This is a genomic window from Vibrio sp. Vb1166 (genome assembly GCF_033338695.1).
In the GTDB taxonomy this organism is placed as follows: Bacteria; Pseudomonadota; Gammaproteobacteria; order Enterobacterales; family Vibrionaceae; genus Vibrio; species Vibrio alginolyticus.
Window position 1 is genome coordinate 138,027 of the sequence record NZ_JAWOTE010000007.1, and the last position, 24,059, is coordinate 162,085.

The window sequence follows — 24,059 nt, forward strand, 5'->3', positions numbered from 1 at the left end:
CACAATTGCTGTAATTACATTGAATAACTGAACATTACCTGCATAATCGCCCCTTAAGCAACAACATATATTTAACAATATTTTTCGTTATTTCTTTTGATTTTAGTGCTTACTTTATATTTTTTGATTAGTAATATTAACGCTAGTTTGACGCTTCGCTTTATTTTTTAGGAGTGATGCAACCACTGCCGATGTCATCACAACAACTAAAAATGTGAGAGACCATGCTGTCGGAATCTCATATTCTGTTCCAACCAATAGCATTTTTACCCCGATAAACATCATGATTACTGATAATGCTGGTTTTAAGTATACAAACTTGTCTAACATTGCTTGAAGAACAAAGTACAGCGATCGCAAACCCAGTAATGCAAATACGTTCGCGGCTAAGACTAAAAATGGCTCTCGTGTTACCGCGAATATAGCTGGTATAGAATCCAACGCAAACATAACGTCCATTACTGCAATGACACCAACAACGATCAGCATCGGTGTTGCCACCCACTTACCAGCTTGCTTTAAGATTAAGCGATTTCCTTGGTAGTCATCTGTAACTGGCAATACCTTTCGAATCAACTGCTCCGGATATGGATTAACCTCTTCTGCTTCGCCTTTGTCGCGAGCTAGCTTAACACCCGTCCAAATAAGAAAAGCAGCAAATAAGTACAATACCCAGTGATACTGTGAAAGTAACTGAGCACCAACCGCAATCATGACAGCGCGTAAAACTAGCGCACCTATCACCCCCCAAAGCAATGCTCTCGGACGCAAGTGCTCCGGCACACTGTATTGTGCAAAGATGATGGCAAACACAAACAAGTTATCCACGCTTAGCGACTTCTCTAGTAAGTAACCAGTTAAGAATGAAATCGTTGCTTTGTCGTTCGTATAAGCGCTATGTGGCGCGTAAAAGTCCCAGAATAAATAAATAGAACCTGCAAAAACAAAGGCAAGCAAGAACCAAAAAACACTCCAAACGATGGCTTTTTTCATCGTGATAACGCCACCACGTGTTTGATAGATATCAAGCGTAACAAGAACAAGGGTAAATAAACCAAAAGCACCATACATCGCTAATGATTCTTGAAGAGGCACCGATTGGCTCAATTGGGTGGTATTTTCGATAAGAGACATATTTCCTCCCATGGCGGAAGGACTTCGTTTGGTGACCTTCCGCAGACAATAACAACCAACAGCCACATAACGATTATGTGCTGCTAGTCAATGAATGCGTTGGTCTCGTTGAAGTGTTGACGTGAATGAACCACGTAACACCTTTACTTACCGGATAAGCTGATGCTTAACGAGATGACGATAAGTAAACTTGCGCTAACTACTCCCCAAACGCCGACATAATAACGCCGAGCGTCAGGCTTTCCAACAAAAAAGCCTTGTCTTATCGAAATAAAATTCTTATCAAAAATCAGGAAGCACTATAAAAAGAAAGAAATGGATTCAACCACCTGAACTTTAGTAAACAGACAAAAAGCAGCAAATGGATCAAGACAAACTCTTCATTGGTTAGAGGCCTAACGGGGAAGATAGATACAAAAAAGGAGCATTACTGCTCCCTTTTGTAGCATCCACATTCTTAGCAATTCAAAAGCCGCTTAGAGGCACAAAGTAGACCAGTGTTGACCAAATTGCGATCCAGGCAACCACGACTGCCGTATCTGCCCAATCTTTATTCCACATACTGCCATCCTCATCAACCCATGTAGTAAGTGGAGAGCAGCAAAATCAATACCAATATCTATTATCGACGTCGCTTTGTGTAAAGTTTGTGACTTTGATTCAAACAGTTTGGCTCATCGGTCAGGAGTTCAATAAAACAATCAGCCATGGACAAACTGGTCACACGCCCTTCTCCTTTCATCTCCTGCAATGCGTCGTACCCCTCTTTCCCTTTCATCGTATAGGCAGAAGAAGTCCCTCGATACCAAACATCATCTTGAACACCTACCCATTGTTTACCATCAAAAATCACTAATGATTGAACTCTTTCACCTTTTGGGGCATCTGCGTGGTACTCGAAGTTTAAATTGTAAGTGTACGGATAACTGCCAGATCCAGTGCCTTCTACGCCATTGTTGAGTGCATTATTTATCGCGCCTTCAAGTGCACGGCGAATAGCGTTGCCTTTTACATCGTAAAAGCCGATAGGAACGGCAAAAGGCAACAGCCGTCCGGCAATGTCTGCCACTGTGATGTTGCCAGGGTTCAAAGAGGTTCGCACGCCACCCGCATTATGAATTGCAAATTGAACGTCATATCCACGTTTGTTTAAACAGTGCAGAAATGATCGGGCAACGGAGGAAGCCAACTCACTCTCACCAAATTCATCGGGAATTCTCACATGACGCTTTTTGGTGTCAACACTAGCAATGACTTGTGACTGTAACTGCCTGACCTGAGGAATATATTTATCGCTCAGGATCGCTTGAGTTTCCGGGTGTTTCTTACAAACCACGACATTCGGTTGACCATGGATGAAGTCGCACGCGGTTTCGAATACACCTTGGTCGAGCTGTTGGTTTAGCGTCGAGTCCCAAAAAATACGTCGACCAAGCAACAGTTCATTTTGTCCACTCAACATCGTTGCTTTACCGTGTTCATCAAACTCAATGACGCAGTGCCCCATTGTCAAAGCATGGAAACCCGCTTGCACCACATAGGTATCATTAATTTTGATACCGTAGGGATCGTCTTGTCCTAACCCTATTGATGAAAAATCACCTTGCAACCGGTGGCTGTGTCCACCAACAATTATACCAATACCTGCGACTTGCTCAGCTAACTCTAAATCACCTTCATAACCTAAGTGGCTCAGAAGAATAATATTTTTTATACCTGATGAATGGATTTGTTTTACGGTCGCCTTGGCGGTTTCAATTGCTGAGTGAAAAGGCGTGTCTGCATCAGGGTTTGCGATGTCGCTCATTTTATCTATGGATAATCCGAAAATCGCGACCCGCTCACCATGGAATTCTTTAACAATGTATTGAGCGCTCTGTGTATCCGGTTGGTAACTATATACATCCTTACAATCACTGATAAGGTGAGGTTTTTTAAGTGATTCATTGGATAAATCCCAGTTGCCAGCAAGCAATGGGAACTGAGTACGTTGGCAAAACAATGCAACTGGCTCATTCCCCATATCTAATTCATGGTTACCTAACGCCATTGCATCAATCTTTAATGCGTTCAATAAGTCGGCATTGGCTTTGCCTTTAAATAGTGAGAAATACAGCGTACCTTGGAAGCAATCTCCGGCATGGAGGAACAACATCCCATGACCTTGGCGCTGAGCATCATCTCTTAACTGCTCGACTCTGGTTGCGATACGAGAAAAGCCGCCAGCACTGACATAGGGTTCTAGCGTGAGTTCATTGTTTATCTTAAGCTTTAACTGTAATGACGTTGGTTCAAAGTAGGAATGTGTGTCATTGATGTGTGCCAGTTTGATTCTCACTGGCTTATGATTGTTATTCATCTTCATCTTCTCTTTTTTCATTCCTTATAATAATAAGAAGTGAATCATGACAGAATCATGAATTTTATGAAACTGCGATTTAGGATTTCATGTTTAAGTGATCACGATGCTGTCCCCCGGCTTTGAAAGCAAGCCTCGCTTGTAACGGTCTCTATTCAGTAAGAGGCTCTCGTAATTTTGTGAACTGAGCTTAACTCAAAAATTCCGAATTCATATATGCTTAGGAGTAGCAAAATAACTCTCGATAATTCAAATAATTGCAAGGAGGATTGAGATGAGACTAGAACGCATCGAAATCTCCGGGTTTAGAGGCATCAAACGCCTTTCACTCTCTTTTGACGAACTCACCACGCTCATCGGTGAAAACACGTGGGGCAAATCATCATTGCTCGATGCCCTTTCCATCGCACTACCTGCCAATGGCTCATTGTATCAATTCAAACTGAAAGATTTTCACGTTGACTACTCAATTTCTCATCCACAAACACAACACTTACAGATCATTGTTTGTTTTAAAGCACAGGATAAAAACGAAGTAAAAGCGGGACGCTACAGACGCATAAAGCCTACATGGTGCACCAACGAAGATGGTGAGCAAGTCATTTACTATCGTATTAGTGCATCTCGCGATGAGCACGGCATTAATACAAAGTACGCGTTTTTGGATCATAACGGCAAACCCAAAAAACTTCACCACTCAGAGAAACTCGCTATTGAGTTAATGACACTTCATCCTGTAATCCGACTACGTGACTCCCGACGCTTCCCAGATTTAAACCATGTCAACGGCGATGGTAAAAATGCTCGGATTGAAAAACGAATCAACAACACCTGTCGACGCTTATTGGCTATGCCTGGCCATGTGAATAAAGGTGAGATTCGTAGTAGCCTCGACTCAATGCAAACGCTTGTTGAACACTATTTCGCGTTCAGAAGTGTCAGTAAAGGCAACCCACGCAAACCTCGTGATGGTCTTTTCTATACAAGCCCTTCCTCTGATAAAGGCTTGAGTCAGTTCTTGAAAGAAACCAATGACAAACAAAGCCGCTTGCTTTTAATGGGGTTACTCAATGCCTATCTTCAAGCTAAGGGTCCCACCGATTTAAGGCGCTGTGCGAGACCAATACTGATCATTGAAGATCCAGAAGGTCGACTGCATCCAACTCATCTAGCGAGAGCGTGGTCCTTATTGCAATTGTTGCCAATGCAAAAGATATTAACCACCAACAGTGGCACGTTACTCGGTTCTGTTCCACTGTATTCAATTCGACGTTTAATTCGGCTATCAGACAGAACCATCGCTAAGAGTTTAAACTCAACAAAGTTTGGTCGAGATGAGTTGCGCCGAATTGGTTTCCATATTCGTTTTCATCGTTCAGGCGCATTATTTGCGCGGTGCTGGTTACTTGTTGAGGGCGAAACCGAAGTTTGGCTTTTTCATGAACTGGCTCGTCAATGCGGGTATGACTTGGCTGCCGAAGGGGTTCAAATCGTTGAGTTTGCTCAATCAGGTCTAAAATCACTCATCAAAGTAGCAAAAGAGTTTGGTATTGATTGGCATGTCGTTACCGATGGCGACCCAGCAGGGAAAAAGTACGCGCATGCAGTACGAGCACAGCTCGACCATGATCAGGAAAGGCATCGACTTACGGAATTACCCGACCGAGACATCGAGCACTTTCTGTACAACAATGGGTTTGAACTTTTCTTTAAGGACATCATCAAAGTTCCTCATGACCACCCTATCCCTGCTAAAAAAGTCGTAAATCGTGTTTTGAAAAAACATGCAAAACCGGACTTAGCTTTGGCTATTGTTTCTCATTGTGAAGAGAAAGGCATGGAGTGTATTCCTGTTCTTCTGCGCTGGACACTTAAACGCGTTGTTACCATGGCCAACGGCAATACATGAGTTAGGCGTATTTTACACTCAGCGTATTGTCTTGTAATACAAAAAAAGCACACCAATTTGGTGTGCTTGTATCAAACATCATTAATTTTGATTAAGGGTATTGAGAGGGATAAAACTCAATACACAGTGGATACCAATAAGATCGGGGGTTCACTACTGTGCTTGTTCAGCAAGCGAAGAAGAAGTAGCGGTTGATTTCGTATGCAACCATAGCCCTGTCGCTTTCATTAGATAGCCAAACACACCACCTAGCAACAACGATGGAATGACAAGTTGCCAGTTTCCGTCAGCCGCAAATGTTGCGCATGAACCAATAAAAGTACCAGGGATGTACGCGAGCCAAGCCTGTTTAGCTTGAATACACATGAAGAATGCCACAATAGCGGTAATCACATAGCCAATAATTTCCAACCCCACGTAAGTGGAACCGTGAATAATTACCATTGCCCAGAATACGCCTGTCATATTGGTGATTAAGCTGATGCCTAGTCCTTTCAATCCGCTCGTTGGCGCTGCAAAGTAGCTCGTGCAACCTAAAAAACCAGCCCAAGAAAGCAAACCTAAAGAGATGGCGATCCAACCCCATACGCCAGATAAAATTCCAGTAGTGATAGAAATAGCTAAAAGTGTCGTCATGGTAGTCATACCTACTCGGCTATTATCGTACCTATATGGTTCAATAACTGCCTTCATACATTGAAATCAAGGACACATGTTAGATACATCAGCTCAGCTTATCGGTGATATTGATCACAATAAGATATTATTGTTTTCACAATTTACATTAAAAGTTTGACGCAACCGATAAATCAACAGATTCAGGGAATAAACCAACTCATCTCGTAGGCATATTTAATCAACCTTTAAAGAACTGAAGGCTTCCCTTTCATCATTCGCAGTCCCTCTCTTTTAATGCAGTCGACTAATGGGTTTTCTGCCATATCTGAACGCCATATAAATGAAAGCGTCCTTTCCATTTTTAACTCAGGTACATTTAATGCCACAAGGTGACCTGCTTCTATATATCGCTCTACATCTAAATACGGTAAGCAAGTAAGGTACTGGCCATTAGCAACTAAACTACGTAACACCGGAACGTGTTCGTACTCGCGCCACACATCCAAATCTTCAATAAGGTGGTGAATAGAACTATCAAATGTTTTTCGTGTGCCAGAGCCATGTTCTCTTAGTACCCACTTCGCTTGCTCTAACTGCGCAAGGCTAACAGACTGATTACGCGCAAAAGGATGATGAGAAGCTGCGACAACAGTAAGATGATCACGACACCATACTTCTTGGTGTAAACGGTTATCATCACAGCGCCCTTCAATAATCCCTAAGTCATACTTGTAATCTAATACCCCATCAATCACTCCTTTCGTACTTTGTACACCGAGAGAAATACGCATTTCTGGAAAGTCATTATCAATGATACTGATAAGGTCGGGAACTAAGTGCTCTGCTGGGGTTTGACTCGCTCCCATACGAATCTCACCACTCAATAAATGTTGCTCATAGAAGCCCATTTCAATCTGCAATGCGTCTTGTAGCAAGCGTTTTGCTTTTGGTCGTAACCACATCCCCCAATGGGTTAACGCCATTTGCTTGCCTTGCCTCTCAAACAACGGCCTGCCAAGCATCTTCTCTAATTGCGCAAGCGACATACTCGTTGCTGATTGTGTCAAAGCCAATTTTTCTGCGGCTTGGCTTACACTGCCGGTATCTGCAACTGCGTCGAAAACCGCTAATTGCTTAAGTGAGTAGCGCAAAGTGTCCTCCATTATTAGTGGGTATTTCCCAATCCCCACAATTGTTAAAGCATGCCCCAATAAGCAATAGAGTTCATTTTACCTGGCCTCGTAAAGTTATCAATTAATTTGATGAGGTTTCTAAATATTATCAATTTTACCTTACTAACCGTTCTTCCTATTCTGAGTACGCGGTTCGGGAACACCGCAAGCCTCAATGGTTTTGAAACCGAAGTCATTGAGGCTCTTAATAAAAACAACAATTTCATTTTTGAGTTAATAACCAAGGATTTTTTATGCGATTACAAATTAAGGAGTCAATATGGCGGTGACCAGTTCTCAAAATCACCAGTATTTTTCTCCAAAAGAGATGATGGTTGAAGCGGAAAAATTTGCGTTAAGTAAGGCAAACAAAACCAGCAGTATGACATTAAGCCTCGCCATTATGGCCGGCGCGTTCATCGGGTTAGCATTCTTGTTTTACATCACGGTGACCACCGGCAGTGCGGGCGCTGGTTGGGGCTTGAGTCGCCTAGCTGGTGGACTCGCATTTAGCATGGGATTGATCCTCATAGTGATCTGCGGTGGTGAATTATTTACCAGCTCCGTCCTATCCAGTATTTCTTGGGCCAATAAGCAAATCTCGTTCGGTAAGATGCTTTCGATCTGGGGCAAAGTTTACGTTGGTAACTTTATTGGTGCGATGTTCCTACTTGCGCTGGTTACTGCTGCTGGTCTTTATCAGATGGATGGCGGTCAATGGGGATTAAATGCGCTTAACATCGCACAACACAAACTTCACCACACTCTCATTCAAGCGTTTGCACTCGGTATTCTCTGTAACCTGTTGGTCTGCCTAGCGATTTGGCTGACATTTAGTTCTGCAAATGCAATGACAAAAGCAGCAATGACAATTTTGCCTGTGGCAATGTTTGTCAGCAGCGGTTTTGAGCACTGTGTTGCGAACATGTTTATGGTTCCACTTGGTATTGTTATCGCGAATTTTGCACCTGAATCTTTTTGGGCATCTGTCGGTGTGCCCGCGTCACAATACACAGACCTAAACATTAGCCACTTTATTACCGCTAACTTAATTCCTGTCACGCTTGGCAACATCGTCGGCGGAGCGGTATTAGTTGGCCTTTCAAACTGGTGTATTTTTCGCCGACCAGAACTAAAAGCAGCGAATATTTCTTCTATCACTACAACTACAACACTGTCGTCAGTTAAGGATTTCACCATGAAAAATGCCTCTTTTGTTAAAGACATTATGAACCCAAAACCAATCACCATTCGTGCAGAAACGCCAATTGCAGCCGCGCTGGATGTGTTACTTGATAACAACGTAACTAGCGCACCTGTTGTAGACGTACAAAATCGATTAGTTGGCTTCTTCTCTGCTCACGATGTGATGGTAGAACTATGGTGTGAGGACTACATTCCGGTGAAAGACCAAAAAGTCGTCGACATCATGAGCCGAGATGTGGTCGCAATTGACGCTGGTGATCGCCTCGTTGATGTTGTGGAATTCCTATGTATCGATAAAGAGCAGTTGTACCCAGCGAGCAGTATGGGTATTGCCACTCGCTTGATGTCTTTGTCTCTCGAAGAACGCGCTAAAAGTATCAAAGTAAGTAAGCCACAAGTGCTTCCTGTGCTTGAAAATGGGCAGATGGTCGGGGTGGTTACTCGTACTGAAGTATTAAAAGCACTACGCCCGATTTTTGGTGAGCGTTTAAACCTAGTGGAAAAAAGCGAGTTAGAAACAGCGTAATTCGCTAAACATTTACAACGTCTATTGGCTTTCAATCGCTATCACTGACGGGTTTATCGATGTTAGTGATGTGATTAAGATAATAAAAAAGCGCTCTTCAAGTGAAGAGCGCTTTTAGTGTATCTAAAAGGAACTAATTACTTCTTAATACCTTCGATATGAAGTTCCATATCGACGTAGCTTGAAGCACCCATTACTGGGATGTCAAAGTCAGCAAGCTCTAGGCGAGTGTTGCCAACAAAGCCAGCGCGCTCGCCGCCCCATGGGTCACTGCCAGCACCAACGAATTCAGCCTCAATAGTAATAGGCTTAGTAACACCGTGTAGCGTTAGATCACCAGTTACATCTAGTTTGCCATTGCCTTTATCAACCATTTTTGTGCTCGTAAAGGTTGCTTCACTGTATTTACCAGCATCGATGAAGTCACCACTACGAATGTGTTTGTCACGTTCAGCATGGTTTGAATCTAGGCTGGTTGTATCAACAACAACATTTACTTTTGAGTCAGCAATGTTGTTTTCATCAAAAGAAAAGTCACCAGAAAATGTATTGAAACGACCTTTGATGAAACTGTAACCCAAGTGGCTAACTTTAAAGTTGATTGAAGCGTGAGCACCTTTGGTATCGATGACATAATCTGCAGCTTGCGCACCAAATGGCAGTGCCATAGCGATAGCTAATCCTGTAGCGAAAAGTGACTTTTTCATTTTGAAGCTCCTAACATTTTTCTTAATGTGTTGTCTTTATCGATAAAGTGGTGTTTTAGTGCAGCAATAGCATGTAAACCTGCAATCAGGATGACTGCCCAAGCTGCATAGAAGTGAATCTCACCTGCAATATCTGATTGGCCTGGGAATAACTCTCCCGCTCCTGGCACGGTGAACCAATTAAACACTTCGATGCCGCGTCCATCAGACGTTGAAATGAGGTAACCTGAAACAAAGATGGTGACCAATAGTAGGTACATGACACCATGCGCTGCTTTAGCAGCAAGCACTTCGTAACGTTTGCCTTCTACCTTTGGTGACGCCGTCACATGTTTCCATACGATGCGTGTCAAAGTTAAAATAGCGAGTAAAATACCGACAGAGCGATGGTAATGCGGCGCAGTTCGATACCATTCGCTGTAATAGCTAAGGTCGACCATCCACAAACCCACTGCAAATAGACCAATAATGCACAGCGCTGATAACCAATGCATCACGCGTGCAGTAAGGTTGTAATTCTTTACCAGTGTATCCATCTCAAGTTCCTAGATATATTCCTAAGTTAATGCTGAGCAAGAAACACTACATTAACCTATTTACGTCATATGAAACAGATTATTTACCATCATTTACATCCAGCCAATGGTACCGTATCTATCAAGTTGTTCGAATTTTTTGAAGGAACTTTAAATCGTTTGTAAAACTGAAACTTACAGCTTAACTTCTTGTTCTATCTCATACAGCTCTTCGGAAACTTCTAACATTCTGCGTTCAACCAGTAACTTAGCATCTTCAACACCCTTGTTATAATAAATTGGTCCTAGTTTTTCTGTAATAAAATCAATTAGAAACTCACTATCGAACTGGCCAATTTCAACATCTAGCTCGTCTTGCATGTAATCTTGAATGGCGGTGGCCAACGCCTCTTTTTGTGCGCGTTCTAGCTTTATCATTTTTTCCCTTTCAAATTTTTGTTCAACTTCTGCTTCTTTCGTGTTGTTCTATTAAAGATTAGACACGGTCATTTGTGAGAAATTTGGTGTTTAGATCAAGAAGTTGCCGAAGTAAATTAGTCTATTCTCAAAAGACTATGCTAACCTTTTGCAGTTCGTTTTGTAATTATTAAGGGATATTCTTTGCTACTCGACCTAGTTATTCAAAGTGTTAATGATTTTCAAGACGACTGTCTTAAGCTGTGTGAAAAGCATTACCCTGCGGTGCATAACCAAGGCATGAGTGAGCATCATCTTGGTCTCGCGTTTTCAAGAAGGATGGAACATACTTTTCGTCACTTTGGATACAACTGCGTGATAAAGCCAATCGAAGTGTTGGATTCTCCAGACCTTCCCCATCACTATCGAATTTCATCCGACATTGGCACTGTCTGGGTTCTGAGTCACCATATGGTCAGTGCCGGAAAATCTTGCCGGGAAAACTTACTCTCATCAATTACGGAATGGCAGAGTGAATATGGCTATGCCTTACAGCCTAATGACCTACTCTTTTTGGTTTGCGATCATTGGATAAGTCGCAGCAAAACGAGCCGAGAATTACTTCATTGGTGGATGGGTGAACTACCCGATCAGATCAACGAATACACAGAACAAGGAATCACACTGTACACCAGCGAGTCGCAACTCACGCAATCTTTGGACACTCGATTCGGTATTAGCCCTTGTTACATTAAGTTTGGGCATCCTTTACGGCGTTCGAACAAACAGCAGTTAGTCAGAAAATATTTGCAGTTGTATGCCGTACTGCAATGGTAGCATCAAATTGAAGTGCTGAGATTATCAATTATTTCATCAATTTGTTTGATATCACTCGACAAACCTACCCATCCATTACCATCGTTCTTGCTTGAGTTAATGAGCACACTTAGATTCATTGCCAATGAAATAGAAAAATTAGCGCGATAACGCTGATGTTGAGACATTGATTTAGGTTGTGGTAACAATGATGAGCATCTCGCAACTACTTAGTTGCATCCGGAAAGAAGCCGACGGGCAGTACATTGCGAAATACGCGAACTTCACTCTCCGCAGTGTCTTTCAACCCATATATAAGAACGATATTTCCATCGTTGGCCTTGAAGCACTGGTAAGAATTAGCAATGCCAATGGCACCATGGTTAGGCCAGATCAGTTTTTCCAATCCAAAGCGACTCCCACTCAAGATTTGCTCAATGTTGAACGCTTAAGTCGCCTAATCCATATCAAAAATTTCTCTCAGTCTCGCTTTCACACAAAACAATTGTTTCTCAATGTATTACCGGTAGCGGCAGAGATACTAGTCAAAGACATCACTTATAACCGACTGCTAAAACAAACCATTTATGAATCGCATTTGATGAATGAACAAATCGTCATGGAGTTACTTGAATTGAAGGTGGAGGATGAAGTCTCTTTGTCTCAAGCTGCTCGGGAGTTAAGTCTTGAAGGATTTAAATTAGCGATTGACGATTATGGCGTCAATGCATCGACAACTGAGCGAGTGAGAAGCGTTTGCCCAGATATAATCAAGATGGATCGCTCTTTATTGCTAAGGTATGAAAACGGTGATTTTAAAGCGCTTAACGATGCATTATCACTCGCAAAAGCGTTATGCTCTAAAACCGTTATCGAAGGAATTGAAACCGAGCATCAACTTCGCTTAATGAAAAAGCTCGGTTTCGATATGTACCAAGGGTACCTACTTGCTATCCCCCAAACGTTAGACGTCTATGAAGAGGCAAAAACAGCCTGACTATGTAAGAACAAAAGTTTGCGCGGTTTAGCGAGAGCTACGTGATTTACCACGATTCTTATGAATCGCCAATTTTGCTTTTAGCTTACGCTTCTCAGATGAACGACTACGACGACGCCCATTTTGTTCAGGCTCAACTTCTTCTACAAGACTTGGTTCGAAACCTGCCAGCCATTCTTGGGGTAAGCGTTGATCAAGCAGATTCTCGATAGCTTGCAACAAGTACTCCTCATCTCTACTCATCAGAGAAACCGCCAAACCTGACTTTCCAGCTCTTCCAGTGCGGCCAATTCGATGGACATAATCTTCTGCTTTGAATGGCATATCAAAGTTCACGACTTGTTCTAGCTCTTGAATATCTAACCCTCGTGCTGCCACATCGGTTGCAATCAAAGCACGCACCTTACCTTGTTTAAATTCATCCAAAGCTCTTTGGCGGGCGCCTTGTGATTTATCGCCGTTGATAGAAACCGCTTTGATGCCATCTAACTTGAGCTCTTTCGCTAACTCATCACTGCCTTGCTTCGTTTTTGTAAATACAAGCACTTGCTGCCAATTCCGCGAGCCAATTAAGTACGCTAGCAATTCACGTTTCCGTTTTTTATCCACTGGATAAACCATTTGTGTTACCGTTTCAGCAGTCGTATTTGCTGGTGAAACTTCGACTTCAACTGGCGATTCCATGAGTTTATACGCAATAGTTTTGATTCGCTTCTCAAATGTCGCAGAGAACAATAGGATCTGTTTCTCAGCAGGCAAACGTCGGAAGATGCGCTGCAAGTCAGGCCAAAATCCCATATCTAACATACGGTCGGCTTCGTCTAACACGAGCATATCGGTTTTAGAGATGTTTACGTTACCATTAAACAGGTGATCCAAAAGGCGGCCTGGCGTGGCAATCAAAATATCAGCGCCCTCTTCTAACTTTCTCTTTTGTACGCCAATGCTTGTACCACCATAAACACACACAATGCGAAGTTCTGTTTCTGCCGAGTACTGATTCAAATTATCAAATACCTGCTGTGCAAGCTCGCGTGTTGGAACCAAAATCAATGCTTGAGGTGTGCCGTTAAGTTTCTTTTGCTGAACGGTTTGTATGATAGGTAAACCAAACGCAGCCGTTTTTCCCGTACCAGTTTGTGCAGCAGCAAGTAAGTTTTTTCCTGCAAGGACGTGTGGAATTGACTTTTCTTGCACTGGTGTTGGCGTCACGATATTTAGATTGCCTAGCGTCTCGATTAGCTTTTGTTCGATGCCTAAATCAGCAAAATTAACAGACATGTGTAACCTCATTATTTTTGGAGCGCAGAGTTTACCAGAGCCCCTAAAGCCATACTACTTTTCTATCTCATTGAGTTGAGTCATTAAGCTGTTGCTGAAAATCATACGACTGGCGCAAAACATCTCGATAAAGTGACGAGAACTTCTCTTCTAATTCGGTGTAATCACTTTCAATCACTTTAAATGTTGTAATTAAGTCTGCCATTCTAGGACTTCTTTGCGACATCCGATGTAGTGCAAATTCTATATTGTCTAGATCTTGATAGGATTGAAGCCATCGGCCATGCCACATCCTACTGTGGAGCACCAAAAAACGTGGCGGCAAATGTTCATGAACCTCTCGGTTTACTCTCTCGTATGCCGTTTGTACAAAGTGTTCGAGAGGCACGGAATGAAAGTCGTTCCAGTGTTTTGCGAGGCAATGATCCCAAAACATATCCAAAGCGATAGGTGCAAAACGTCGCGCAACACCAGTGAAATGAGGCTTACATTCGTTGACGATTGGATGATGGTCAGTAATACGGTCAACAAACCTATGTAATCTGATGCCATTTGAGATATCGCGATCATACAGCTTGCTTGGATCTCCTTTTACGAAGTCTCCAAGCAAGTTTCCCAATAAATGGCTGTTACTGTGATCTGCGATATGCAGGTGGGCTAGAAAGTTCATTCGACGCCAGTTTTGGCCTCTAGGGCTTGGTGTGACATGAACCTAGTATAACGTCAATTACGACGAGATGAGAGTGTTCCGCTATTCGGCTTCGTTGTCTGAGCCAACGTATTCCGACAAGATAATGCCAATTTCAAGCGCATCTAGCAGCTCTAGGCTCTCATCGTTTTGGTATTGGTCGCTCATTGTGACCTCCTTTATTTTAAGCTCTCTTGCTTTTACTTGCTGACGGGCTGGCTCTTGCCATATCCACATCAGCAACTCCTTTTTATAGTCTTTATATGACACATTCATGACAGCGAGAAGTAAAGATTTAAAAACCTATGAGCATAATCAAAAGTAAACGATTGCAATTAGGTTTCATATCCACTTAACACTTTAGAGAAATGACTCTTTTATCAACATTCATGTCAATTTAAAGATATAACATACTGTTATAGGCGTCCTTAGATCTCATTTCTTAAACTAAATTTAGTGTTCGTTACATATTTTGCTGATTAACTTCGCATATTTTGTTTCGATATAGCAATAGATTTGGTCAATATCTTTTATCTCTAATGGAGCTTTAAATGAGAGAAGTTGAGTTTAGAACGATAGACAGGCTGTTTATCAAGATGTCTATCAACGACAAAATGTGGGTTATATTCCTACTATTTTTAGTAGCCCTCACTTCAGTGGCTGGAAGCCGCTACTTCAATGAAATACAACAATTTGAGCAGCAAGCCATCTCGGCGAGCGAAGCGAAGCTTTCTGGTATCGTTGATGCTCAATCAAACCGCGCTACAGAAATTGACGGCGTATCGAAATCGAACCGCGTAAGCGAGAGTTCTTTTGTCGATGGGTCTGTCACCGCTTATGCCAAGTTGCATTCTGGGGAAGTGATTAAGCTGACTCAAAATGTGTCCACACAATACGAATCGTTAAAATCATCAGCTCTATCGTCACTATTACTCAGCTTCTTATGGGTTATTCCTTTTGCCCTATTCTCTTACTGGGTGGCAACGTTTATCGGAGGAGCTCTGTGGGTTTTATATACAACAACCGAAAAAATTGGTGACGGTGACTTAACCTCTCGTCTTGGTTTCCATCCAGGTCGAGATGAATTCGGTACCATCGGCTGTGCGCTAGACAAGTCTATGGATACCTTAAGTGAACTGGTTAATAGTGTTAAAAATAATGCAACGATGTTGAGCGAGACATCTTCTGCATTCGAAAAAGATATGCAGTTGAGTGAAACCCAGATATCTCATCAATATCAAACGCTTGATTCAGTCGCGACGGCAATGGAAGAAATGACAGCCTCTGCAAAGGAGGTATCAAGTATTTCTCAACAAGCAACGACGCAGTCAGATCAAGATGCCCAGAAGATCGAACTAAGCAGAAGCCGTGTACAAAACGTGATTGGCGAGATAGAGACGTTATCTAGCTATATTGAACAAGCCTCTACGTCAGTAACCAATTTAAACGAGAATACGACGCAGATTAATGACGTGATCACAACGATTAACGCCATTTCAGAACAAACTAATCTGTTGGCACTAAACGCAGCAATCGAAGCAGCCCGTGCTGGTGAACAAGGTCGTGGATTTGCAGTGGTTGCCGATGAAGTACGTACATTAGCAAGCAGAACTCAACAGGCAACAGTAGAGATCCAAGCCATGATTGAGAAGCTTCAAATTGAGAGCCAGAACATTGCTTCAATCACCAACCGAACCGTTCAGCAAGCTCAAACCAGCAGCCAGCTTATTGATGAAATCGGCCATGATGTTACCTCTATTGCCGAGTCAGCACGCTCATTAATGGACATGAGCATTCAGATTTCCACATCTGCTGAAGAACAAAGCGCAGTTGCTAACGATATTGCATCGGAACTTTCAGAAATTCGTAGTCAATCAAGCACAATCAGAGAAGTGGCGGAGCAATCTACCGCTGGCGTCGCTAATCTCACGCAGGCCTCCGTTTCTCTTGGTGAGATATTACAACGCTACCGCACCGCATAACATTGTGGAACTTATGATCAACAAGGGCTCCTTAAGGAGCCCTTTTCTTTAAACCGTGTTCAACTATTACCTTCGGTATTTTCTACGACATCCAAGTGGATATTTGAAGTGAATCTCAAGTTCTCGCTGTACCGGATGAAATAATGTTCTTAAACAAAGCGTTCCGCTATGCTTGATCTTGCCAATTCCAATTTGCTGCTGGAAAACAATATGAATAATTACAAAGACACAAAAGACATAGAGAACCTGAATTGTCCACTCTGCCAAGGAGATGAATATCTCATTTCATCGGATGGCGAGAAATTCACATGCGCTGCTTGCGGATTTCATACAAAAAACTTCTCATCTATCCAATGTCTACATCAAACGCCTTACCTACAGTCTAAACTTAAGCACATCCACAGCTTAAGTCCGGTTTGCCATTAATAGGTCAAACAGAGCAGCCACACAGCTGCTCTTTTAATTCATCTAAATGATGGATGCGAATTACACGCTCGTCATCAACACGATTGATAGCTTCACCATTAAATAACTGCACCGTTTTGATACCGGCGTTTAGTCCCGCCTCAACTCCTTTAGGAGTGTCATCAATATAAAGACAGTCACTTGGTAAAAAGCCCATGCTCATAGCACTGTACATGATTAAATCGGGCTCAGGCTTCCAACTATTCGCATCGAATGCCGAGAACACTTTCCCTCGGAAAGCATCGAGTAAACCGGTTAACTCCAAAGCGTATTCAATTTTATCTTTAGGTCCATTAGACGCCACACAATATTCGATATTATGCGAATCCAAAAACTGAATTAATCGTTTTGCGCCATCCATCGGCTGTAAGTGACGCACAAAAAGAGACTGGACTTCTTCTCGGTATTGCGGCTCTAAAACATCAATTGGGACTTTGATATCTTTCAATTCTTTAGTATCTAAAAGGATGTCAGCGAGCTTTCCTCCTTTAAAGTGAGAAACGCACTCTTCCATCGTTAACTCAGCCCCATGCTGGTTAAATACATTGACGAGCGCTTGGCAACACAGTCTTTCGCTGTCGACCAACGTACCATCACAGTCAAATATCACGCACTTAATATTGGTAATTGCCATAGCCATCTCCAGACGTCTTAAAGGCTCAAGCCCAAGCTGATTTTAAGAATGTTTGGATTAATCTTATTTGAGTTTGGGATTGTTGAAACGACGAGCTTGGCATTTCATGGAAATAGAAGGGAGCAATTACAGTTTTTCTAAGCAAGATCACCCAACGTCATCTTGCTTTACTTTTTATGCACATTGATGTGTAAATTAGTCTTCGATAACCACTGAGTCTAACAGTTTTTGCTCGGTGCTTAGTCTTTTAGCCAGATCAGCCACAAACGAGCTTTTGTATTTTGATTCAGAAACAGCAACATCAGAGATGAGTGTATTTCCTTCGAGATGGCTAACAATAGCAGCACCAATTGGGACTCCAGATTTAAAACCAACATATAATTCAAAATCTGGTGTGAGGATAATCTGTGTCAGATATTCAATGATCATATCTTTATCATACTGCTGTTCCCAGCGCTGAGATTGCAAGATAGAGAACATAATGGTCAGTCGATGAAAATCGACCAGAAAAATATCGTCGGGGTTAAATTCAGAGTCACTTTCCAGTAGTGTGTCTTTGTCGACTACTTGATACGTTGCTTTTTCTAGCGTTTTGAAATAGACATCGCGCCCTTTCAAACTCTCTGGTGTCGGAAATTCAACTTCGACCAGATCATACAGCCATGTATTTTTACGCTCGATACTGGCTAACTGTTGTTCATTCATCTTGATACCTTCGTTTAGAGCAGTACATTAGCATGAAGCCCGCAACAAACCTAGCGCACATAGACCTTTCCGTGGCTAAATTTTGTTTTAGGTGCAAACCTCTGATAGATTTCATCAATATCTTTCCTAGTTAAGGACAAAAATAATGAAAAAGATGCTGTTAAGTGCATTGCTTGCTACTACTCTAGTTGGTTGTTCAGATAACGATGTAGCTGACGTGGGGCTCGGTTGGTTTACTTTGAAAGACATCAAAGTCGGTGAGTTGAAAGACGAGGTGGTAACAGGTGTCACATGTCACATCGCCTCTATCGAAGCGGATTTCAGCTTAGCAGATCCAAGTGATAGCTCAATATCATGTCGTCAGACTGGCGAAATCACACCGGAAATGATTGCAAAAATAGATAAGAGTAAGTCCGGTGAAATTGTATTTAAGAAGTCAAAAAGCATTTTCTTCAAAACAATGAAGGTTCGCCGTATTTATGATGCCGATAACCAAACCTTACTCTACTTGTCTTATACAACAAAAGAGACCGATGGTAGTTTTAAGCATAGCCTTTCGACAGTCCCACTTTGGGGTACCAAGGCTTACGTTGAGCCAACTGAAGTGAAAAAGTAACGCGGGTAAATTTAGTTAGCGCGGAGCAGGCTCTTTCCGGGCGCTGCTGAGCAACAAGTTTAAAAAACAACCCATTGCAATACGACAAGCGTCATAAATTGCAGCTGCTTTGGTTGCTATTTACTCAGCTCGCTGATTTTTTCAGCGAGCAGACTTCTTTGTAATAAATCGCCACGATTTTCATTTTTTTGTGATACAATCCCGCCTCTTTTTTTTCTCACTCAAGAACAAGCATGAAGTTTCCTGGTCAGCGTAAATCTAAACACTACTTCCCAACTCACGCTCGAGATCCATTAGTAAACCAAATCCGACAGGCACCTAAGCTATATCGCCCAACTATTGTTGGTGTCGGTCAAACCATTGTAGATATCGAAGCACGTGTAGATGACGCGTTTTTAGAGAAATACAACCTGAGTAAAGGACATTCGCTCGTTCTTGAAGAAAGCAAAGCAGATGCACTTTACGAAGAACTGGTTGAGCAAGGCCTGATCACACACCAATACCCAGGTGACACGATTGGCAATACTCTTCACAACTACTCAGTTTTAGCCGATAGCAAATCCGTTTTGCTCGGTGTGATGTCTAAGAACATTCAAGTCGGTTCTTTTGCTTACCGCTACCTTTGCCGTACGTCTTCACGCATGAACCTTAACCATTTACAAACGGTAGATGGCCCTATTGGTCGCTGCTACACCCTAATTTCTCAAGACGGTGAGCGTACATTTGCTATCAACGAAGGTCATATGAATCAACTACTTCCGGAAAGCATTCCTGAAGAGATCTTTGAGAAAGCATCAGCCCTGGTTGTTTCTTCTTACCTAATGCGTGGTAAAGAAGAAGATCCAATGCCTAAAGCGGTACAAAGAGCGATCGACTTTGCTAAGAAGCACGATGTCCCTGTTGTACTTACGTTAGGGACGAAGTACGTTATCGAAGGTAACGCACAGTGGTGGCAAGAATACATTCGCGAAAACATTTCTGTTGTCGCTATGAATGAAGAAGAAGGTGCGGCGCTAACAGGTGAAACAGAGCCGCTAGCAGCTGCTGATAAAGCACTTGAGTGGGTTGATCTCGTACTTTGTACAGCAGGACCAAATGGTCTGTACATGGCTGGTTACACCGACGAGAAAGTAAAACGAGAAACCACACACGACATCCTTGAAAGCTCCCTCGAAGCCTTTAACCAGTACGAGTTTAGTCGTGCGATGCGTAAAGAAGACTGTCAAAACCCAATGAAGGTCTACTCTCACATCGGCCCTTACCTTGGTGGACCACTAGAGATTAAGAACACTAACGGTGCAGGTGATGCAGCCCTTTCAGCCTTACTGCATGACATGGCAGCAAACTCTTTCCACCAAAAAGAAGTGCCTAACTCAGAAAAGCACGAAGTACGATGCTTAACCTACTCCTCGCTTTCTCAGATCTGTAAATACGCAAACCGAGTAAGCTATGAAGTGTTGACGCAGCACTCTCCTCGCCTATCGCAAGCGCTTCCTGAACGAGAAGATAGCTTAGAAGAGACTTATTGGGATCGTTAAAACGACAGCTTTAAAGCTAAAAATATATCAAGGTCACCATTTGGTGGCCTTTTTGTTTTTGTCTAGCACTGTAACGAGTAGATTTTGTTAGTATGTCGCACAATACGAAGCAGTAAACTCTTTACAAGCCTAACCGAAACAGTACCATCACCAAGCAGACCTTTGCCTCACAATAATACTCGTTATAACTCAGGTAGTTTTTCAACGCTACCTGAGTACCACTTTGGGGATTCTCCATGCAGTCAGATATCGAAATTTGCCGAAAAACACCACTTTCTTCTATTGATGTTATCGCGGAAAAAGTAGGACTATCACCCGAAGAGTATGACACTCACGGGAAGCACAAAGCCAAAGTCCACCCAAAATGTTTGGAACGACTCAAAGCAAATGATGACGGTAAACTTGTACTCGTCACTGCGATCACGCCGACTCCTCTTGGCGAAGGAAAAACCGTTACGACGATAGGCCTGGCGCAAGGTTTAGCAAAGCTTAATCAATCTGTTATTGCATGTATAAGGCAACCTTCGATGGGACCCGTCTTCGGTATTAAAGGTGGCGCAGCGGGCGGCGGTTATTCTCAAGTAGCTCCAATGGAAGAGTTAAACTTACACCTTACTGGTGACATTCACGCAGTGACAGCGGCGCACAACCTTGCTTCAGCCGCTCTTGACGCTCGCTTGTTCCATGAGCAACGCGAGGGTTATGATGCCTTTGAATCACGCACCGGGTTAAGAGCACTTAAAATCGACACGGCAAGTATTACTTGGAAACGAGTGATGGACCATAATGATCGTGCACTACGTAAAGTCAAAATTGGCCTCAATGATGCAGGAAAAACCATCAATGGTTTCGAGCGTGACGAAGGGTTCGATATTTCAGCTGCTTCCGAGTTAATGGCTATAATTGCACTAGCCAAAGATTTAAAAGATTTACGTCAACGTATCGGGAAAATTGTCGTAGCGTACGATTTGAACGGAACCCCCGTCACTACGGAAGATCTACAAGTTGCAGGAGCAATGGCAGTAACACTAAAAGAGGCGATTGCACCAACACTGATGCAAACTCTAGAAGGTGTTCCTACGTTGATCCATGCAGGTCCATTTGCAAACATCGCCCATGGAAATTCATCCATTATCGCGGACGATATTGCGCTAAAACTGTCAGGTTACACGGTAACTGAAGCCGGTTTTGGTTCGGATATGGGATTTGAGAAAGCGTGTAACATTAAAGCTGCTGCCGCCAACAAAGCCCCGGACTGTGTAGTGATCGTAGCAACATTACGCGGCCTCAAAGCGAATTCCGGACACTACGATTTACGGCCAGGTATGGCTATTCCAGATTCCATTTTTAATCCGGACCAAGCAGCATTGGAGGCTGGGTTTGAAAATTTAAAATGGCACATAAATAACGTTCATAAATACGGTTTACCTGCTGTCGTTGCCATTAACCAGTTTCCACAAGATTGTGTGAAAGAGCTTAAAGCTCTTGAAGAGCTGATTCACCAATTTAATCCCGAAGTTAAAGTAGCCATCAGCACCGCTTTTTCGCAAGGCGGACAAGGCGCAACGGAACTAGCTCAACATGTTATTGATGCGTGTACCACGCCTGTAGAGTTTTGTCCGTTATACAACAAAGAGCAATCATTACTCGAAAAGCTCATGGCAGTATGTGAAGCGGGCTATGGAGCAACCAATATAGAAATGACTCCTATCGCGACTGAACAGCTCAAACATTTTGAGCAATTAGGCTTTAACAACTTAGCGGTTTGCATCGCGAAGACACCACTATCTATAACCACGGACTCCGCAGTCAAAGGCGCACCAACTGGTTTTACCGTCCCAATCCGCGAGCTGCGCTTGTGTGCGGGCGCAGGATTCATTTATGCATTATCTGGAACCGTGATGACGATGCCAGGCTTACCTGATAAACCCGCATTTATGAATTTAGATCTTGATGATGAAGGAAATATCGTCGGTCTCTCTTAGTGCAGTGATAACGTATCGATATCAGTGATAGTGAACATATTCATTGAGTGAGTGGTCTACTTACCTATCCACTCACTCTCAACAACTGTGAAAAGAGTTGTCTCAGGCCTTCTACTCTTGAATTGTTGATACAAAGCTCTCTTGCCTTACATCAACGCGCCTGTTTTAGACCTTTAGAGTTAAGACGCTAACCCTAAGCCTTGTTTAGCCATAGTTATTAAGCTAGAAAACCCTATTTATCTTCTTGTTTTGTAGCCACTTTACATTGTAAATCCATACTTGTTGACCTCTCCTTTCTACAATTTTGCGCCAATTTGATGCACGGGCTATTTAGCGCTTCACTAATATGGTGCAGTTGTCTTACAGTGAAATTTTAACCTCCTTGATTTTTAAGGAGATATTCTATGGCTCGATTCTTGTAGTAGACTTTTCACTAATAAGCACATTAGCACATGCTTTTCAAAACCTCTGCGTTGCATACCACCTCCTTCAGGTTAGCACCGTTTTGATGCATGTCAGAAAAGGGAAAGGGAATACTATGGAAGACGCACTCGCCGTAATTTTAGCAGGAGGGATGGGGTCTAGACTCAGCCCACTCACCGATGACAGAACCAAGCCAGCCGTACCTTTTGGCGGAAAATATAGAATTATAGATTTCACACTAACCAATTGTTTACATTCGGGTTTACGCAAGATCCTTGTTTTAACCCAATATAAATCTCATTCACTTCAAAAACACTTACGAGACGGCTGGTCGATATTCAATCCAGAGCTAGGCGAGTACATTACTGCTGTTCCACCACAAATGCGCAAAGGTGGTGCATGGTATGAAGGAACCGCCGATGCGATTTATCACAACATGTGGTTGCTATCGCGAAATGATGCAAAGTATGTGGTTGTGTTATCCGGCGATCATATCTATCGAATGGACTACGCCGCAATGCTTGAAGAGCATAAAGAGAAAGGTGCTAAGCTCACCGTTGCCTGTATGGATGTTCCCGTAGAGGATGCTTCAGCATTCGGTGTAATGGGCACCACAGAAAACGGGCTCGTTACTTCGTTTATAGAGAAACCTGAAACCCCACCTACTCTTCCTGGAAGCGCGACCAGAAGCCTTGTTTCTATGGGAATATATATCTTTGATATGGATGTTTTGAAAGAAGCGCTTGAAGAAGACTCAAAACTCGATTCATCAAGCCATGACTTCGGAAAAGACATCATACCTAAGCTAATTGATACCGAATCCGTTTACGCTTATCAATTCTGTGGCAGTAAAGGGCGCGTCGATAAAGATTGCTATTGGCGCGACGTGGGTACCATTGATTCCTTCTATGAAGCGAATATGGATCTACTAGAACCTGTGCCGCCAATGAACCTTTATCAGTCTAATTGGGCGATTCGTACTTACGAGCCGCAGTTTCCACCAGCTCGTACTGTATCGTCGGCCACGGGTAATGAAGGCATTTTTATTAACTCCATCATTGCTACCGGTGTCATCAATTCCGGAGGCTCGGTACAGCACTCCATTATTTCCTCTAATGTACGCATTCAAGATAGTGCAACGGTAGTCGATTCCATCATTTTTGATGACGTAGAAGTCGGTGAAGGAAGTCAGTTGGTCAACTGCATAGTTGATAAACATGTTCGTATTCCGCCACATACTCAAATTGGCATCAACAAACTTGAAGATGCGAAGCGATTTAAAATCTCAGACAAAGGTATTGTCGTCATACCTGAAAGTTACCAATTCGATTAAACGACAAACTATCACAACAAAAAAGCGCACGAT

General features: G+C 42.7%; 21 protein-coding genes. 9 read left to right on the top strand and 12 right to left on the bottom strand.

Annotation, left to right across the window (positions count from 1 at the left end):
- Positions 1–114 precede the first annotated feature (114 nt).
- Both R7E51_RS10105 and R7E51_RS10110 read right to left on the bottom strand, forming a co-directional pair.
- Entirely contained in the window at positions 115–1,134 is a 1,020-nt protein-coding gene (locus tag R7E51_RS10105) for a TerC/Alx family metal homeostasis membrane protein (RefSeq protein WP_062730983.1), read from the bottom strand.
- A 622-nt stretch (positions 1,135–1,756) separates the two neighbouring features.
- Positions 1,757–3,499 (bottom strand): bifunctional metallophosphatase/5'-nucleotidase, encoded by a 1,743-nt coding sequence (locus tag R7E51_RS10110; RefSeq protein ID WP_017820942.1) that lies wholly within the window; start codon positions 3,497–3,499, stop codon positions 1,757–1,759.
- Between the two features lie 268 nt (positions 3,500–3,767).
- Here R7E51_RS10110 and R7E51_RS10115 point away from each other — a divergent pair, with 268 nt between their 5' ends.
- Entirely contained in the window at positions 3,768–5,402 is a 1,635-nt protein-coding gene (locus R7E51_RS10115) for an ATP-dependent endonuclease (protein WP_017634174.1), read from the top strand.
- 153 nt (positions 5,403–5,555) lie between these two features.
- Here R7E51_RS10115 and R7E51_RS10120 read toward each other — a convergent pair whose 3' ends face one another.
- Both R7E51_RS10120 and R7E51_RS10125 read right to left on the bottom strand, forming a co-directional pair.
- Positions 5,556–6,038, bottom strand: a complete 483-nt coding sequence (locus tag R7E51_RS10120; protein ID WP_017634175.1) for a DUF1097 domain-containing protein — start codon at positions 6,036–6,038, stop codon at positions 5,556–5,558.
- 227 nt (positions 6,039–6,265) lie between these two features.
- Positions 6,266–7,171, bottom strand: coding sequence for a LysR substrate-binding domain-containing protein (locus tag R7E51_RS10125; protein WP_005376369.1), 906 nt, complete (start codon positions 7,169–7,171; stop codon positions 6,266–6,268).
- Positions 7,172–7,472: 301 nt separating this feature from the next.
- Between R7E51_RS10125 and focA the strand changes: the two genes are divergently transcribed.
- Positions 7,473–8,924, top strand: coding sequence for a formate transporter FocA (gene focA, locus R7E51_RS10130; protein ID WP_206957511.1), 1,452 nt, complete (start codon positions 7,473–7,475; stop codon positions 8,922–8,924).
- 137 nt (positions 8,925–9,061) lie between these two features.
- On the opposite strand, the gene R7E51_RS10135 is transcribed toward focA, so the two are convergent.
- The 3 genes from R7E51_RS10135 to R7E51_RS10145 form a co-directional block, all read right to left on the bottom strand.
- Positions 9,062–9,631, bottom strand: a complete 570-nt coding sequence (locus tag R7E51_RS10135) for a YceI family protein (protein WP_206957509.1) — start codon at positions 9,629–9,631, stop codon at positions 9,062–9,064.
- Positions 9,628–10,167, bottom strand: coding sequence for a cytochrome b (locus R7E51_RS10140; RefSeq protein ID WP_017820945.1), 540 nt, complete (start codon positions 10,165–10,167; stop codon positions 9,628–9,630). The genes R7E51_RS10135 and R7E51_RS10140 overlap by 4 nt, the downstream gene beginning before the upstream one ends.
- Before the next feature lie 174 nt (positions 10,168–10,341).
- Positions 10,342–10,584, bottom strand: coding sequence for a DUF2164 domain-containing protein (locus R7E51_RS10145; RefSeq protein WP_005390155.1), 243 nt, complete (start codon positions 10,582–10,584; stop codon positions 10,342–10,344).
- A 183-nt stretch (positions 10,585–10,767) separates the two neighbouring features.
- Here R7E51_RS10145 and R7E51_RS10150 point away from each other — a divergent pair, with 183 nt between their 5' ends.
- Positions 10,768–11,400, top strand: a complete 633-nt coding sequence (locus R7E51_RS10150) for a hypothetical protein (RefSeq protein ID WP_005376385.1) — start codon at positions 10,768–10,770, stop codon at positions 11,398–11,400.
- 187 nt (positions 11,401–11,587) lie between these two features.
- The gene (locus R7E51_RS10155) at positions 11,588–12,376 is read left to right on the top strand and encodes an EAL domain-containing protein (protein ID WP_047103574.1); all 789 of its coding nucleotides are present in this window, start codon (positions 11,588–11,590) and stop codon (positions 12,374–12,376) included.
- A 27-nt stretch (positions 12,377–12,403) separates the two neighbouring features.
- Here the strand turns inward: R7E51_RS10155 and R7E51_RS10160 are convergent, their stop codons facing one another.
- The 3 genes from R7E51_RS10160 to R7E51_RS10170 all read right to left on the bottom strand — a co-directional run bounded on the left by R7E51_RS10160 (position 12,404) and on the right by R7E51_RS10170 (position 14,582).
- Positions 12,404–13,657, bottom strand: coding sequence for a DEAD/DEAH box helicase (locus tag R7E51_RS10160; RefSeq protein ID WP_047103572.1), 1,254 nt, complete (start codon positions 13,655–13,657; stop codon positions 12,404–12,406).
- Positions 13,658–13,724: 67 nt separating this feature from the next.
- The gene (locus tag R7E51_RS10165) at positions 13,725–14,327 is read right to left on the bottom strand and encodes an acyl carrier protein phosphodiesterase (RefSeq protein WP_017820947.1); all 603 of its coding nucleotides are present in this window, start codon (positions 14,325–14,327) and stop codon (positions 13,725–13,727) included.
- 81 nt (positions 14,328–14,408) lie between these two features.
- Positions 14,409–14,582: a hypothetical protein gene (locus tag R7E51_RS10170; protein ID WP_162488831.1), complete on the bottom strand. Its 174-nt coding sequence runs from the start codon at positions 14,580–14,582 to the stop codon at positions 14,409–14,411.
- Between the two features lie 314 nt (positions 14,583–14,896).
- Here R7E51_RS10170 and R7E51_RS10175 point away from each other — a divergent pair, with 314 nt between their 5' ends.
- Entirely contained in the window at positions 14,897–16,327 is a 1,431-nt protein-coding gene (locus R7E51_RS10175; protein ID WP_005376380.1) for a methyl-accepting chemotaxis protein, read from the top strand.
- Positions 16,328–16,757: 430 nt separating this feature from the next.
- Here the strand turns inward: R7E51_RS10175 and R7E51_RS10180 are convergent, their stop codons facing one another.
- Together R7E51_RS10180 and R7E51_RS10185 are read right to left on the bottom strand one after the other, a co-directional pair.
- Complete coding sequence (locus R7E51_RS10180) at positions 16,758–17,426, bottom strand: HAD-IA family hydrolase (RefSeq protein ID WP_047103569.1); 669 nt, start codon at positions 17,424–17,426, stop codon at positions 16,758–16,760.
- A gap of 195 nt (positions 17,427–17,621) precedes the next feature.
- Positions 17,622–18,131, bottom strand: a complete 510-nt coding sequence (locus tag R7E51_RS10185; RefSeq protein WP_005386088.1) for a hypothetical protein — start codon at positions 18,129–18,131, stop codon at positions 17,622–17,624.
- Between the two features lie 145 nt (positions 18,132–18,276).
- On the opposite strand from R7E51_RS10185, the gene R7E51_RS10190 reads away from it, so the two are divergent.
- The 4 genes from R7E51_RS10190 to glgC all read left to right on the top strand — a co-directional run bounded on the left by R7E51_RS10190 (position 18,277) and on the right by glgC (position 24,026).
- Positions 18,277–18,747, top strand: coding sequence for a CreA family protein (locus R7E51_RS10190; protein ID WP_005397614.1), 471 nt, complete (start codon positions 18,277–18,279; stop codon positions 18,745–18,747).
- 233 nt (positions 18,748–18,980) lie between these two features.
- A complete protein-coding gene (locus R7E51_RS10195; protein WP_206957507.1) occupies positions 18,981–20,285 on the top strand; it encodes an inosine/guanosine kinase in 1,305 nt (434 codons plus the stop codon).
- 236 nt (positions 20,286–20,521) lie between these two features.
- Positions 20,522–22,270 (top strand): formate--tetrahydrofolate ligase, encoded by a 1,749-nt coding sequence (locus R7E51_RS10200; protein ID WP_025767796.1) that lies wholly within the window; start codon positions 20,522–20,524, stop codon positions 22,268–22,270.
- 538 nt (positions 22,271–22,808) lie between these two features.
- Positions 22,809–24,026: a glucose-1-phosphate adenylyltransferase gene (gene glgC, locus R7E51_RS10205; protein WP_025767797.1), complete on the top strand. Its 1,218-nt coding sequence runs from the start codon at positions 22,809–22,811 to the stop codon at positions 24,024–24,026.
- Positions 24,027–24,059: the final 33 nt, after the last annotated feature.